Raw genomic sequence first — 13,971 nt, forward strand, 5'->3', positions numbered from 1 at the left:
CCTCGGTTGCCATTCCGCATTATATGGGTTCCAGCTACAAGGAACAGGAATGGATCGACGACCTGAAAGGCTACACCTACAATCTCGATAATGGCCAGATCGTCCGCACAGAGCTCGAAAAGAAAGCCATCCGTCGCGAGAAAACTTCCGACACTCAGACTACTGTTAAGTTTAACCTTCCCAATGCTAAAAAAGGTTCGATCATCGAATACTCCTACTCGCTCGTTTCGCCGATGAACGTGAGGCATGAGCCTGATATGTGGGCTTTCCAGGGATCGATACCGCGCAAATGGAGTGAATACAATATCACCATACCAGGTTTTCTGGACTACAAAATGACCATGGGCGGCTACCTGACGCTCGATATCCACAAGCAGCAGCCGGAAAACGTGTCGGTCGGCCACTCGACCTATGACGGGCCCGGAATATCTTACCGGTTTGTTATCAAAGACGTTCCTGCGTTTGTGAATGAACCTTACATAACGACGGCTTCGGACTACATATCCAAAATCAACTTCGAGTTGGCGAGCATTACGATACCCGGTGAGATGAAGAAGAACTTTTCGCAAACCTGGGACAATGTGGAGCGAACGCTCGACGAAGCCGCCTGGTTTGGGGGTGAGCTCCGGAAAAGTAGCTTCCTGAAAGAAATCCGCGATGAAATCACCGCGAAAACAACCGACCCGACCGAACGCATGAACCTGGCTTACAAGCATATCCAGAACCACATGAAATGGGACGGTTACTCGGGCTTGTTTTCCGATACCGGTATTAAAAAAGCCTATGATAACCGAAAAGGCAATGCATGTGACATTAATCTGATGCTCACCGTGCTCCTCAGGGAGCTGGACCTGGAATGTAACCCTTTCCTGCTGAGCACGCGCTCCCACGGGTACCTGCACCAGGAGATCCCGATGATCGAGAGTTTCAATTATGTGGTGGCGCATGTCAAGATAGGAGAGAAAACGTATTTCCTGGACGCGTCTGAATCCTATACCAAGGCGGGTATGCTTCCGGAAAGGGCATTGAATGGTTTCGGAAGGCTGATCCCGAAAAAGGGAGCGGGTAAGTTTCTGGAAATCATTCCGGGCGATTCGCAAAGCAAACTGGAAATGATCACTGCGACCGTCTCACCTGAGGAGGGGACAATGAAGGGTACTTACAGCATTTCCTACGGCGGTTATGAAGCACTCGACTGGCGCTCCGAATATGCAGCCGGAGCCGACAATGCAGTGCACGACGCATTGAAAAAAGAAGTGCCGGAATGGAAAATCCAGAATGTGAGTATCAAAAACAAAACGGAGGACCTTAAAGGCACCGTGAACGTCAGCTGCGATTTTGAGGCGGAGGATGAAAATGCTTCACCGGGCGTATTGTACTTCAATCCTATTATGGCCGGTCGTTGGACAAAGAACCCATTTAAATCCAAGGAGCGCATTTATCCGATCGATCTCGGAACGGGTATCTCAGCCTCCTTCATCGGTAACTTCACACTGCCCGACGGGTATGCTTTGGAGGAAATGCCGAAGGCTGAGATTGTGGTGCTGCCTGACAAGGGAGGTAAATTCTCTTACCAGGTGCGGCAGGTGGGCAATGTGATCCAGGTCAACACGATGATCCAGGTGAGCCGGACCCGTTTCCTTCCCGAAGAATATCCGGACCTCAAAGAGTTTTTCGAGCGTGTTGTGCAGAAACACGCACAGCAATTGGTGATCAAGAAAAAGAACATTTAATATCTTCCTGTTTTCATGCAAAAATTAAAAATATCGGTCAGGCATGTGATAGCTGTGTGCCTGTTGTTTCCGCTCGGTGTTTCGGGGCAGTCGGATTTTAATGTGGATAAAATCAATCCTGTATTAATGAAGGATGCAAATGCTGTGGTACGAGTGGATGAACTGATTTGGGAAATCAAATCGCAAGGTGAGGCCATTCAGAAGATCAGGACGGTGGTCACCATTTTGAATGAAACCGGGGAGGAAAAACACGGGGCGCTGTTTGTGCGGTACGACAAGTTCACGAAGATTTCCGATATCAGCGGAACCCTGTACGATGCGGATGGCAAGCAAGTCAAGAAGCTGCGTAATTCCGACATCGAAGACTACGGCTATGGCTCAGGCGGTGACGATATCAGCGACGCTCGTGTGAAGCTCGCGAGTTTCGGAAAGAAGAGCTATGCCTATCCCTACACGATCGAGTACGTGTACGAGGCCCGCAAGCGAAACATGATGATGTACCCATGGTGGACGCCCGTGTCGGACGAGAAATCGGCGGTGGAACTCTCGACTTACAAAATCAAGGCGCCCGCAGGGTTTAAATTCAGGTATAAGGAATACAACGACGCCCCCGCGATGGTAAAGTCGACGGATGCCGATGGGAACGATCTGTATCAATGGACGCTCAAAGATTACGCAGTCGGAAAGTCGGATGATTTTTACCCTTTGCCCCAGGAGGACCGTGTGCCGCACATGATCGTGGCGCCTTCTGAGTTTGAGGTGCAGGATTATAAGGGTAATTTCAATACCTGGGCAGATTTCGGGAAGTTTTACTATACGCTGAATGCCGGCAGGGATGTGCTGCCAGCCAGTATACTTGCGGAGATCAAAAATGTGGTGAAAACGGCCAAATCGGACCGTGAGAAGGTTGAATTGATCTACAAATGGATGCAATCGCGCTCCCGCTACGTGAGTATTCAGCTGGGGATCGGCGGCTGGCAGACGATCGACGCTACTACGGTCGCGAATACCGGCTACGGTGACTGCAAGGCCCTGACCAATTTCACGCTCGCCGCATTACGGTCGGTCGGTATCCAGGGCTACACCGCATTGATCGCCGCCGGAAAAGAGGAGCAGATCAAGTCCGACTTCCCGAGTAACCAGTTTAACCACGCCATTGCTTGCGCATTGGTGGATAGGGATACATTGTGGCTCGAATGCACAAGCCAGACTACAAAGCCCAATTTTATGGGTTCCTTCACGGGCGGGCGCTACGCATTGCTCGTGACGCCCGACGGCGGAAAGCTCGTGCGTACGCAAGACTATAAATCAGGACAGAACGTGCGGAACAGCCATGCGATGGTGAAGCTCGGCGAGACGGGCGACGGCGTCGTGGACGTGCAGGTGCTGTATACCGGCTTGCAGCACGAGACCCGCGCCAGTGTGATCAACAGCGGGTCCAAGGAAGAACAGAAAAAATGGCTTTTGAACCACATTAACCTGCCCAGCCTCGATTTGCAGCGCTTTGAACTGACCCAGGGGCAAGACCCCTCGGTGACGGAAAAGCTGACATTGAATGTGCGCAACTGCGCTACCAAAACGGGTACCCGGCTGTTTGTTAAGCCGAGCCTGCTGAGCCGCCCATTCGAGCTTCCTTCTGTGAGCGAGCGTTCATCGGATTTCTACCTGCCCGTTTCAGATTACAACTTTACCGATCTTGATACTATATCGTATGAAGTTCCGGCCAACTACAAATTGGAAACGACATTGCCCGCATTCCAGATTGCTTCCGCATTTGGCAGTTATGAATTGAAAACGACCTATGAGAACAAGAAGCTCATTTGCGCGAGGAAAGTGGTAATGAACGGCGGACGCTACGGATCGGAGAATTTTGCAGCCTGGGTCGATTTCTTGAAAAAGATCAGGAAAGCCGACAGGGCGCAGGTGGTGTTTGTCGAAAACAAGCTTTGAGGCGATTTTAGAGACTATGTTAAAATATGTAAGGAATTGATTAAAACATGTGAATATCCGCATGGAAGCATGGATTAATTTTGAACTAAAATTTTAACATAAGCAGGATATGAACAAAGAAGCATGGTCTGGCATTTTCCCAGCGTTGGTGACGCCATTCAAATCAGATGATACAATTGATTTTGAGCTGTTCGGCAAGAACCTCGAAGCGCAGGTTGAAGCAGGTATTACCGGGGTAATCGTAGGCGGTTCGCTCGGGGAAGCCAGCACGCTCACCCGCGCCGAGAAAATGGAACTGGTGAAATATGCTAAACAGGCACTCCCTGCCGGCCTGCCGGTGGTGCTGGGTATCGCCGAGCAATCGACAGCCGAAGCGGTAAGCATTGCGAAAGAAGCCGAAAGCGTTGGCGCCGACGGTCTGATGATCCTGCCGCCGATGCGCTACAAAGCCGACGATGACGAAACTGTGACCTGGTTCAAAACCATCGCCGGAAGCGTTTCGCTTTCGATCATGATCTATAATAATCCCTACGACTATAAAATCGAGGTGACGCTGCCGATGTTCGAAGAACTTGCGAAAGTTCCGAACATCCACGCGATCAAAGAATCGACCCGCGACGTGAGCAATGTAACGCGCCTGTTCAACAAGTTCGGCGACCGCTTCCGCGTATTCTGTGGTGTGGATACCTTGATCATGGAAGAGGTAATGCTCGGTGCCGACGGCGTGATCGGAGGCCTGGTGGATGCATTTCCGAAGGAAACCGTTGCGATTTTCAACCTGGTTAAGGCCGGTCAATACAAGGAGGCATTAGCGATTTACCGCTGGTACCTGCCGTTGCTCGAACTGGATATTCATCCCAAACTCGTACAAAACATCAAACTGGCCGCAGCCAAAATGGGCATCGGATCGGAATACGTACGTGCGCCGCGTCTGCCGCTCCACGGTGCAGAGCGCGAGAAAGTACTCGCGATTATCGATCAGGCCATCGCTACCCAGCCTGAATTGCCCGATTATTTGAATTTGACGGTTGACGTGGCGTAACACAAATCTTCCGGTGCTCTGCACCTACAAATCTTCCGGTGCTCTGCACCTTCCGAAAATCACAAGGCGCAGAGCGCCGCAATAATTGTAGGTGCGCTGCACCGGAAGATTTGTAATGATCCGAAGCCCGGAAGGGTTTCCTGTTATCCGGATGGCCTCTACCCAGGCAATACCTGTAATATTGACAAAAAATGCGCTGCATGATCGTTAGATTCGCTGCGTAGGATTGTTACCTTTTTGTCAAAACCATTCATTATGAAATTGTCCGATTTAGACCTTATTCTTGAAAAAGCCCAGGAGGCATTCGTTGCGATGAATGCCTACGCATTGCGCCGCCGGGTTGCATTGATGAACACCATTGCCGATGAGATCGAAGCGCTCGGTCCCGAGCTGATCCAGACTGCCATGGCGGAATCCAACCTGCCCGAAGCACGTTTGAACGGCGAAAAAGCGCGGACGGTATTCCAATGGAGAAGCTATGCCGATGCGGTCGAAAAAGGATATTCGCTCGACGCGAGCATCGATACCGCGAACCCGCAGCGTGCGGTGCCAAAGCCTGATATCCGTAAAACAAATGTAGGATTAGGCCCGGTGGCCGTATTTGGTGCCAGTAACTTCCCATTCGCATTTTCGACGGCCGGTGGGGACACAGCGAGTGCTATCGCAGCGGGCTGCCCGGTGGTAGTGAAAGCACATCCCGGCCATCCGAAAACTTCACAGATCATGGCGGATGCCATTAGTCGTGGAGTTGCCAAGAGCGGTTTCCCAGAAGGCACATTTGCACACATTTTTACCGATACCATTGAAGAGGCGCAGGCATTGGTTGCCCATCCGGTGATCAAGGCGGTCGGTTTCACGGGATCCAACCGCGGCGGTATGGCATTGGTAGAGGTAGCCAACAAACGTAAAGAGCCTATCCCGGTGTTTGCGGAAATGGGAAGCATTAACCCTGTGTTCCTGTTGTCCGGGAAGTTGGGCACCGCGGGCGCCGAGTTGGCGAAGCAATATGCGGGCTCGCTGACATTGGGTGTGGGGCAATTTTGTACTAACCCGGGACTGCTGATCACAGAAGATAGCCCTGCTGCGGACAGCTTCATCGAAGCATTGAACCAGGAGATCGTGAATATCCTTCCTGCACCGATGCTGAATGCCGGTATCGCGATCGCTTACCGCGGAAACCGCGAGAAAGTGATCGGTCAGTCGGGGGTAGAACTGGTAGCGGTAGCTGCCACGGAAGCTGGCGAAGGTCAGGGTGCAGCGACGGTCGCTACGGTCTCGGGTGTAGATTTCCTGATCAATGACGAGCTGCAAACCGAAGTCTTCGGTCCGTTTGCATTGATTGTTAAATGCCGGAATGCCGATGAAATGTTGGCGGTAACCGAAAAATTGCATGGCCAGCTGACGGCGACATTGCTGGCGACAAGCGACGACCTGGCCTCTCACCGCGAGTTGGTGGCAGCCATTCAGAACAAATGCGGGCGGATTATCTTCAACAACTTCCCAACGGGTGTTGAAGTCTGCAAATCGATGCACCATGGCGGACCGTTCCCGTCGTCGAGCAACTCCCAGTTTACCTCGGTAGGCCCTGACGCGATCAAGCGGTTTACCCGCCCGCTAAGCTTCCAGAACTGGCCCGACGAATTTTTACCCGATGAATTGAAAAACGCCAACCCGCTGGGTATCTGGCGGACGGTGGATAATGAGGTGACGAAAGAAGCTGTAAGCTTTAGGCTGTAAGCTATAAGTACAGTTAATGAAAAATGAATAAAGCCTATGGCTTAAAGCTTATAGCCTAAAGCCCCAACTATACCCGGCCTAAAGCATACAGCTTAAAGCCTGAAGCCATATTATGCGTAAAACTTTTTTCTGTATCGACGCCCACACCTGCGGCAATCCTGTTCGTGTAGTCGCAGGTGGCGGGCCGCTCCTTGAGGGCAACAGCATGATGGAGCGCAGGCTCCATTTTTTGAGGGAATTCGATTGGATCCGCAAGGGCCTGATGTTCGAGCCCCGCGGGCACGACATGATGAGCGGTAGCATTCTCTACCCGCCCATTGATCCGGCGAATGATATTGGTGTGCTCTACATCGAAACCAGCGGCTGCCTACCGATGTGCGGCCACGGAACGATCGGTACTGTTACCATTGCTATCGAAGAAGGGCTGGTAACCCCGAAAGTGCCTGGTAAGCTGCGCCTTGAAACGCCGGCAGGGCTGGTACTGGTGGAATATATGCAGGAAGGCCGGAAGGTGAAGTCTGTCAAACTCATCAATATCAAGTCATTCCTTGCGGCTGAGAAACTGACTGTGGAGTGCCCTGATTTGGGAACGTTGACGGTCGATGTTTCCTACGGGGGGAACTTCTACGCCATCGTAGATCCCCAGGAGAATTTCAAAGGCATTGAAAACCATACGGCCGATCAGCTGATTAGTTGGAGCCGCGTTTGCCGCCAGCGGATGAACGAGCAGTACACATTCGTTCACCCCGAAAACGAACATATCAAAGGCCTGAGCCACTTCCTCTGGACCGGCGCTCCGTTAGACCCGACTTCGACGGCGCGTAATGCGGTATTCTACGGCGACAAGGCCATCGACCGCTCTCCATGCGGCACGGGCACGTCAGCACGTATGGCGCAGTGGCACGCGAAGGGCAAGCTCAAAAAAGGCGACCGTTTCGTGCACGAAAGCATTATCGGCTCCAAATTCATCGGTACGGTGGAGGAAGAAACGACCATCGGCGACAAACCCGCCATGATCCCCGGCATCGAAGGCTGGGCCGTTATCACCGGCCACAATACCATCTTCATCGACGACGAGGAGGATCCTTATGCGTTTGGGTTTCAGGTTTTGTAAGGGCTGTAAGCTTTAAGCTACAGGCCTTAAGCTGTGGACCCTAAGGCTGATAAAAGTTGATGGTAAAGGTCAATTACAGCTTACGGCTTAAAGCTTATTGCTCAAAGCAGATTATTAATAATTAAATAAACGAAAATAAAACAGCTGTAACCTTTAACCTAAGGCTTATGGCTTACAGCTTATAGCTTCCAATGAACGTTCAAAAAGGCACCTCCGTCATCATCGGTGGCGGAATTTCGGGTCTGGCTTCGGCCTATTATTTGCTCAAAAGCGGATGGAAAGTGACGTTGCTCGACAAGGGCGATCTGTTCGATAACTGCTCCATCGGCAATGCGGGCATGATCGTGCCGAGCCATTTCATCCCACTCGCCGCTCCGGGCATGGTTTCGAAGGGTATCAAATGGATGTTCAACAGCCGCAGCCCCTTTTATGTAAAACCATCCCTCGATTTTTCGCTCATTTCGTGGGGTCTGAAATTTATGAATGCTGCGACCGAAGCTAACGTCGAGCGTGCGGCACCGCATTTGCGGGATTATCATTTGTTGAGTAAAAAACTGTATGAGGACCTTGTTAGGGACGAGAACCTGGATTTTGGACTGGAAGAAAAGGGCATATTAATGCTCTATAAATCAGATAAAACTGGTGAAGAGGAAATACATGTAGGTAAGCAAGGCCAGCAACTGGGCCTGGACATCGATATGCTCAACCGCGAGCAGGTACAAGCATTGGAACCGGGCATTAAACTCGACGTAGCCGGTGCCGTGCATTACCGCTGCGATGCACATTTGTACCCAACGGCATTGATAAATGGTTTGATCAAAAGCATTACCACACTCGGCGCTGAAATTGTCAAAAACACGGAGGTGACCGGGTTTGATATTCAAAACGGGGAAATCAGAAGAGTTAAAACGGCTGCGAAAACGTACGAAGGTGATCTGGTTGTCATGACCGGCGGCTCATGGCTGCCGCAACTGGCCAAACAAGCCGGGTTATCCATTCCGGTAATGCCCGGCAAAGGTTACTCTTTCATGGAGCCCAACTCCGCACATCCAATTGTGCACCCCGCGTTGCTCCTCGAAGCCCGCGTGGCAGTAACCCCTATGAATGGGCAGGTGCGCTTCGGCGGTACTATGGAGCTCGCGCCGCTCAACAATCAGATCAATATGAACAGGGTGGAGGGGATCGTCAATTCCATCCCGCAATATTATCCTGAACTCAATGTAACCGTTCCGCAAAAGGACCGCATCTGGTACGGTTTCCGGCCTTGCTCACCCGATGGATTGCCCTATCTGGGGTATTCCAGAAAATTGAGCAATCTGATCGTCGCCGGTGGGCACGGTATGATGGGTATCAGCCTCGGACCCGGCACCGGAAAAATCGTGGCCGAACTAGCGGAGCGTATGAAGCCTTCCGTAGATGTCGCACTGTACGATCCGGAACGTTATCAATAGGCGGGGCCGCCTAGGTCGGGCCGCGCAGGCGGGGTCGCCCAGGGCTAAGCAAGGCGGCATTTCGGGCCATTTTGGCCCGTGGCGGGGCGGGGATATTGTGAGTAGTCCAAATACTTCGTAGTTTACACAGTTTAAAACCTGACCTAATAACCTATTACCCCTTATGCCACAAGAAAACACCTCTTTCAAGCCCTCACTAGGTCTTGTTGACGCCACGATGCTCGTTGCCGGCAGTATGATCGGATCGGGCATTTTTATTGTCAGCGCCGATATCATGCGCAATACCGGCAGTGTGGGTTGGCTGATGTTCGTGTGGCTCATCACCGGTTTCATGACGCTCACGGCCGCATTAAGCTATGGCGAGCTTAGCGCGATGTTTCCCAAGGCTGGTGGTCAGTATATTTATCTCAAAGAAGCTTACAATCCGCTGATCGGCTTCCTGTACGGTTGGAGCTTTTTCACAGTTATCCAAACCGCCACTATCGCCGCCGTGGCCGTCGCATTCGCCAAATTTACCGCTTACCTCATCCCGCAATTCAGCGAGGATCTGGTCGCATTGGACCTAGGGTTTCTCAAAATAAGTCCGGCCCAGCTACTGTCCATTGTCGTCATCGTGGTACTGACGTTTACGAATACACGTGGCGTCAACAGCGGGAAAATCATTCAGACGACATTTACATTAACCAAACTCCTGAGCTTGCTCGGCCTCATTGTTTTCGGGCTGATCTTCATGAAACCCGAAGTATGGGCCGCCAACTGGGGTGAAGGTATGTGGGATTTGCACAAACTTGCCCCAGACGGCAGCATTGAGTCCTATACCACCATCGCCGCATTCGGCGCCATTGCGGCATCTATGGTAGGCTCCATTTTCAGCAGCGACTCGTGGAATAACGTGACATTCATTGCCGGGGAAATCAAGAACCCGCAACGCAATATCGGCCTCAGCCTGGCATTGGGGACAATTATTGTAACAGTCATTTACGTACTTACCAACGTCATGTATACCGGCGTGCTCTCCCTGCAGGAAATCGCAGCGTCCGACAAGGACCGTGTGGCGGTAACTGCATCGCACGTCATTTTTGGCAATTCGGGCACGATCGTCATCGCGGTAATGATCATGATTTCCACTTTCGGTTGCGACAACGGGCTGATCATGTCGGGTGCGCGCGTGTATTACTCGATGGCGAAAGACGGCCTGTTTTTTCGGAAAGTAGGTCGACTGAACAAGAACGCTGTACCGGAAATCGGCCTTTGGTTGCAATGCGTAATCGCCTCCTTGTGGGCGCTCAGCGGGAAATATGGTAACCTGCTGGATATGATTTCCTTCGTGGTCGTAGTGTTTTATATGCTTACGATCATCGGGATATTCATCCTCCGTAAAAAACGCCCCGACGCACCGCGGCCTTACAAGGCATTTGGCTACCCATTCCTGCCTGTTATTTACATTATCATGGGGGTGGCATTCTGCGTGCTGCTGATCGTCTATAAGCCGGAATACACCTGGCCGGGGCTGATCATTGTGCTATTGGGGATCCCGGTTTATTATATGGTTGCCAGGAAAGAGGTCGCAGCTGTGGAGCAAGACTAAATGGTATTAGAAAAAAATAACATGCCCCCTGACGGAATGGACCGTTCAGGGGGCATTTGTTTGTTGATGAAATGCACTGATTACTGTTCCAGCAGCTCGTCAAGGTTACCAAGCGCCATCGTGAAACCTTCCTTGAAGCCCATCTGCATGATCTGCTCGATGTCCTCATATTTATCATATTGAATCACGACAGAAACCGTAGTGCTGCCGTCGGCTTCGGTGAAAGTATTCGTCCAGGTCGATCGCGCGAAATCTTTATTGATCTCCCCGTTTTCATCACAGAATGCGTCGATTGCCGAGAAGCTTTTTTTCGCATCGATGGTGAGGTAATCCGCTTTTGACCAATGTTCTTCGCCCTCAGGGCCTACCATGGCGTAAAGCCAGGTACCGCCTTCACGAAAATCCATAGACTTGGTGCGTGCTTTCCACGGACGTGGCGCCCACCATTGGTCGAGCAACTCGCGCTGTGTCCATGCGGCCCAAACTTTCCCCACCGGGGCGGCAAATTCCCGTTCCACATTGATACGGTTATTCTCCTTGTCTACCGAAAAATTCATTACTAAGCTAGTTTTCATCTGAATTGGAATTTAGGTTGATTAAAAGTTGATCTAATTGATTGAAACGGTCTTCCCAGTGTTTTTTGAACTGTGTCAACCAGTGGTCGAACTCTTTCATTTTGACCGGATTGAAATAATAATGGATCTCCCTCCCGACCTTGTTCTGCGTAAGCAGATCGCAATCGGCGAGTACCTTAATATGCTTCGAAACCGCCTGCCTGGAAGTATCAAAATGTTCTGCCAGCGCATTAGGCGTCATAGACTGTGCCGCGATCAGCACGAGAATGGCCCTTCTCGTCGGATCCGCAATAGCTTGAAAAATATCTCCTTTCATATACGATCGAAATATGCAACTCGATGGTTGCAAATATATATGCAACTTTTGGGTTGCGCAAATTTTTTTGTAAATTATTTTGATCTGTTTGTACGGAAGTATTTACCGGAAGCTAATTTTTGTGCACATTGGATCATAATCGCACCTTAAAAATTTGATCTATGAAAAGTATGTACAATTTGTTGACGCACAGGGTATTGGTTGCTGCTGTGGTCATCGCCTTTACCGTCACAGGCTGTCGGGAAACTTCCATTGAAAATCAACCGTCTGCACCTTCGGAAAATTCGGGTAATTCGTTGCGGACAGGTGGTGACAATGAATTTGTAGAAGGGGAGTTGCTTATCCAGTTTAAAGAAGGCGCATCGGCAGCTGCCAAACAAAAGGCTTTCGAAAAAGTAAAAGGGCAGCCCGTAGAGAAAATCCTGACAAAGGCCATGGAGCGGGCGGGGAAGAAAGAGGGGCTGGCGCTGGTGAAGGTTAATAAAAATGTCCTGGAAGCCATTGCGGAACTCAATGGCGCCGAAGGGGTGGAATTCGCCGAGCCCAATTATGTGTATTACCACACCGCAACTTCGACCGACACTTATTTCACAAACGGATCGCTTTGGGGCATGTATGGCCCATCCACAAGCCCAGCGAGTACTTACGGTAGCAATGCAGCCGCAGCCTGGGCAGCGGGAAACACCGGAGCCGCTTCGGTGTACGTGGGCGTGATCGACGAGGGCATTCAGCTCACCCACCCTGATCTGGCAGGCCAGGTTTGGGTTAACCCTGCCGATCCGACAGACGGTGTCGACAACGACGGCAACGGCCTTGTAGACGATACCAACGGCTGGGATTTTGCCAATAACGATGCCACCATCTACGACGGAGGCACCAAAGGCTCGCTCGACGACCACGGTACCCACGTATCCGGTACCATCGGCGGCAAAGCGAATGGACAGGGAGTGGTTGGTGTAAACTGGAATATCAGGCTTATTTCGGCGAAGTTCCTTGGTCGCCGCGGCGGCACAACGGCTAATGCAGTGAAGGCGGTCGATTACCTCACCAATCTTAAAAACCGCGGTATCAACATCGTGGCAAGCAATAACTCTTGGGGAGGCGGAGGCTACTCGCAAGCATTGTACGATGCTATTTCGCGCGCTAACAATGCGGGAATCATGTTCATCGCTGCTGCCGGCAACTCCGGAACCAACAACGACGTTACCGCGAGCTATCCATCCAACTACAATCTTCCCAACGTGATTGCCGTTGCGGCTATCGATAAAAACGGAGCCTTGGCCAGCTTCTCTCAATACGGAGCTACCACCGTTGATATCGGCGCGCCAGGCGTTGCTATCAATTCTACCACAGCCTACAACACATATTCATCTTACAACGGTACCTCTATGGCGACCCCGCACGTAACCGGCGCGGTGGCCTTGTACGCATCCACGCACCCAGGCGCGTCCGTCGCACAGATCCGCAACGCCATCCTGTCCAGCGCCGTGCCTACGGCTTCGCTGGCCGGAAAGACGGTTACTGGCGGAAGGTTGGATGTAAATGCGGCTTTGAGTAAGTAGGTTGATTTTCGGATTGATGAAAGGGGAATGGCGTTGGGCTGTTCCCCTTTTATTTTTCGAATATATTACTGACCTCAGTAGTTGAATTGTGAGTTGGGGAAGTATTAGGTTATCCAATTTTCCAGCACAATCTCATCAATTCTCTGAAGGTGTCGAGTATTATTGGTTAGCAACGTTAGATGATATTTAACGGCCGTAACCCCGATTAAAAGATCAAAATCGTCGAGAGGGGTACCTGCCCTTTGTAGTCTTGCCTTTTCTCGGGCAAATAAGTCAATGGAGTCAAAAATGGGTAATATCTGTACTCCCGCAAGAAAGGCGAGTAAGGCCTTGAAATTGTGTTCAGGTCTTTCGCTTTTTTCTACGCCAAATTTCAATTCTGCCAGCGTAATTTCTGAAATATAGCATTGTTCGGGTTTAAGCTTGTCAAAACGGTTTCGAAGATCAAACTTACCTTTCATGAAATAGATGGCAATATCTGTATCGATCAGGAATTCCTTCAAAGTGGTTCGTTTTGGCGATTGGAAATTCGACTGCTCCGGATGTCTTCAATGATTTCTTCGGCAGATTTTTCAGAAATAAAGGCACCAAATGCTTCTCGAAAGGTAGCTTTTTTCTTTCTGGTCGAGATTTCCCCGGTTTTGCTAAGCCTGGACACCAATGCGGCCCTGTCATCGGCGCTCAGGTTGCCTAGAAGTGATGCATATGCATCGACAAGTGTAGTATTTCTCTTTGTTGGTTTCATCTTCCTTTAAATTTACAAAAAAATGCCCGCATGTACACTAAGAGGATACCCCTCAACGACGCGAGGCCGACCTTCATGCACCGCAGGCATTTTCTGAGTATGGAATGCAAAGTTAATCCTTGCGTAAACGTCAAGTCAACTTGCTTGATAAGCGAAAC

Annotated in this window: 12 protein-coding genes; 8 read left to right on the forward strand and 4 right to left on the reverse strand. The window is 50.8% G+C overall.

From position 1 onward, the window contains the following. From AC2YIT_RS09295 to AC2YIT_RS09325, 7 genes are all read left to right on the forward strand, one after another. The coding region (locus AC2YIT_RS09295; protein ID WP_487279020.1) for a DUF3858 domain-containing protein at positions 1-1,733 on the forward strand (1,733 nt) is incomplete at its 5' end. Positions 1,734-1,748: 15 nt separating this feature from the next. Continuing rightward, positions 1,749-3,683, forward strand: a complete 1,935-nt coding sequence (locus AC2YIT_RS09300; protein ID WP_487279021.1) for a DUF3857 domain-containing protein — start codon at positions 1,749-1,751, stop codon at positions 3,681-3,683. 109 nt (positions 3,684-3,792) lie between these two features. Beyond that, positions 3,793-4,725 (forward strand): dihydrodipicolinate synthase family protein, encoded by a 933-nt coding sequence (locus AC2YIT_RS09305; RefSeq protein WP_430844179.1) that lies wholly within the window; start codon positions 3,793-3,795, stop codon positions 4,723-4,725. A gap of 255 nt (positions 4,726-4,980) precedes the next feature. After that, on the forward strand, positions 4,981-6,462 hold the full coding sequence (locus AC2YIT_RS09310; protein ID WP_430844180.1) for an aldehyde dehydrogenase (NADP(+)): 1,482 nt from the start codon (positions 4,981-4,983) through the stop codon (positions 6,460-6,462). Between the two features lie 112 nt (positions 6,463-6,574). Continuing rightward, positions 6,575-7,576, forward strand: coding sequence for a 4-hydroxyproline epimerase (locus AC2YIT_RS09315; RefSeq protein ID WP_430844182.1), 1,002 nt, complete (start codon positions 6,575-6,577; stop codon positions 7,574-7,576). Between the two features lie 191 nt (positions 7,577-7,767). Next, a complete protein-coding gene (locus AC2YIT_RS09320) occupies positions 7,768-9,027 on the forward strand; it encodes an NAD(P)/FAD-dependent oxidoreductase (protein ID WP_487279022.1) in 1,260 nt (419 codons plus the stop codon). A gap of 163 nt (positions 9,028-9,190) precedes the next feature. Next, positions 9,191-10,615, forward strand: a complete 1,425-nt coding sequence (locus AC2YIT_RS09325) for an APC family permease (RefSeq protein WP_430844185.1) — start codon at positions 9,191-9,193, stop codon at positions 10,613-10,615. Between the two features lie 80 nt (positions 10,616-10,695). Here the strand turns inward: AC2YIT_RS09325 and AC2YIT_RS09330 are convergent, their stop codons facing one another. After that, positions 10,696-11,190, reverse strand: a complete 495-nt coding sequence (locus AC2YIT_RS09330) for an SRPBCC family protein (RefSeq protein WP_487279023.1) — start codon at positions 11,188-11,190, stop codon at positions 10,696-10,698. Further along, positions 11,180-11,506, reverse strand: coding sequence for an ArsR/SmtB family transcription factor (locus AC2YIT_RS09335; RefSeq protein ID WP_430844188.1), 327 nt, complete (start codon positions 11,504-11,506; stop codon positions 11,180-11,182). The genes AC2YIT_RS09330 and AC2YIT_RS09335 overlap by 11 nt, the downstream gene beginning before the upstream one ends. Before the next feature lie 161 nt (positions 11,507-11,667). On the opposite strand from AC2YIT_RS09335, the gene AC2YIT_RS09340 reads away from it, so the two are divergent. Further along, entirely contained in the window at positions 11,668-13,068 is a 1,401-nt protein-coding gene (locus tag AC2YIT_RS09340) for a S8 family peptidase (protein ID WP_487279024.1), read from the forward strand. Between the two features lie 104 nt (positions 13,069-13,172). Here the strand turns inward: AC2YIT_RS09340 and AC2YIT_RS09345 are convergent, their stop codons facing one another. Beyond that, entirely contained in the window at positions 13,173-13,571 is a 399-nt protein-coding gene (locus AC2YIT_RS09345; protein WP_430844192.1) for a type II toxin-antitoxin system VapC family toxin, read from the reverse strand. After that, the gene (locus AC2YIT_RS09350) at positions 13,568-13,813 is read right to left on the reverse strand and encodes a hypothetical protein (RefSeq protein WP_430844194.1); all 246 of its coding nucleotides are present in this window, start codon (positions 13,811-13,813) and stop codon (positions 13,568-13,570) included. Before AC2YIT_RS09350 ends, AC2YIT_RS09345 begins: the two co-directional genes overlap by 4 nt. Positions 13,814-13,971: the final 158 nt, after the last annotated feature.

The sequence above is a fragment of the Dyadobacter sp. SRI_021 genome, from assembly GCF_057586235.1.

Bases quoted from the DNA above. Each gene is read 5' to 3' on its own strand.
- AC2YIT_RS09300 (WP_487279021.1), top strand. From the start codon at position 1,749: ATGCAAAAATTAAAAATATCGGTCAGGCATGTGATAGCTGTGTGCCTG.
- AC2YIT_RS09305 (WP_430844179.1), top strand. From the start codon at position 3,793: ATGAACAAAGAAGCATGGTCTGGCATTTTCCCAGCGTTGGTGACGCCA.
- AC2YIT_RS09310 (WP_430844180.1), top strand. From the start codon at position 4,981: ATGAAATTGTCCGATTTAGACCTTATTCTTGAAAAAGCCCAGGAGGCA.
- AC2YIT_RS09315 (WP_430844182.1), top strand. From the start codon at position 6,575: ATGCGTAAAACTTTTTTCTGTATCGACGCCCACACCTGCGGCAATCCT.
- AC2YIT_RS09320 (WP_487279022.1), top strand. From the start codon at position 7,768: ATGAACGTTCAAAAAGGCACCTCCGTCATCATCGGTGGCGGAATTTCG.
- AC2YIT_RS09325 (WP_430844185.1), top strand. From the start codon at position 9,191: ATGCCACAAGAAAACACCTCTTTCAAGCCCTCACTAGGTCTTGTTGAC.
- AC2YIT_RS09330 (WP_487279023.1), bottom strand. From the start codon at position 11,190: ATGAAAACTAGCTTAGTAATGAATTTTTCGGTAGACAAGGAGAATAAC.
- AC2YIT_RS09335 (WP_430844188.1), bottom strand. From the start codon at position 11,506: ATGAAAGGAGATATTTTTCAAGCTATTGCGGATCCGACGAGAAGGGCC.
- AC2YIT_RS09340 (WP_487279024.1), top strand. From the start codon at position 11,668: ATGAAAAGTATGTACAATTTGTTGACGCACAGGGTATTGGTTGCTGCT.
- AC2YIT_RS09350 (WP_430844194.1), bottom strand. From the start codon at position 13,813: ATGAAACCAACAAAGAGAAATACTACACTTGTCGATGCATATGCATCA.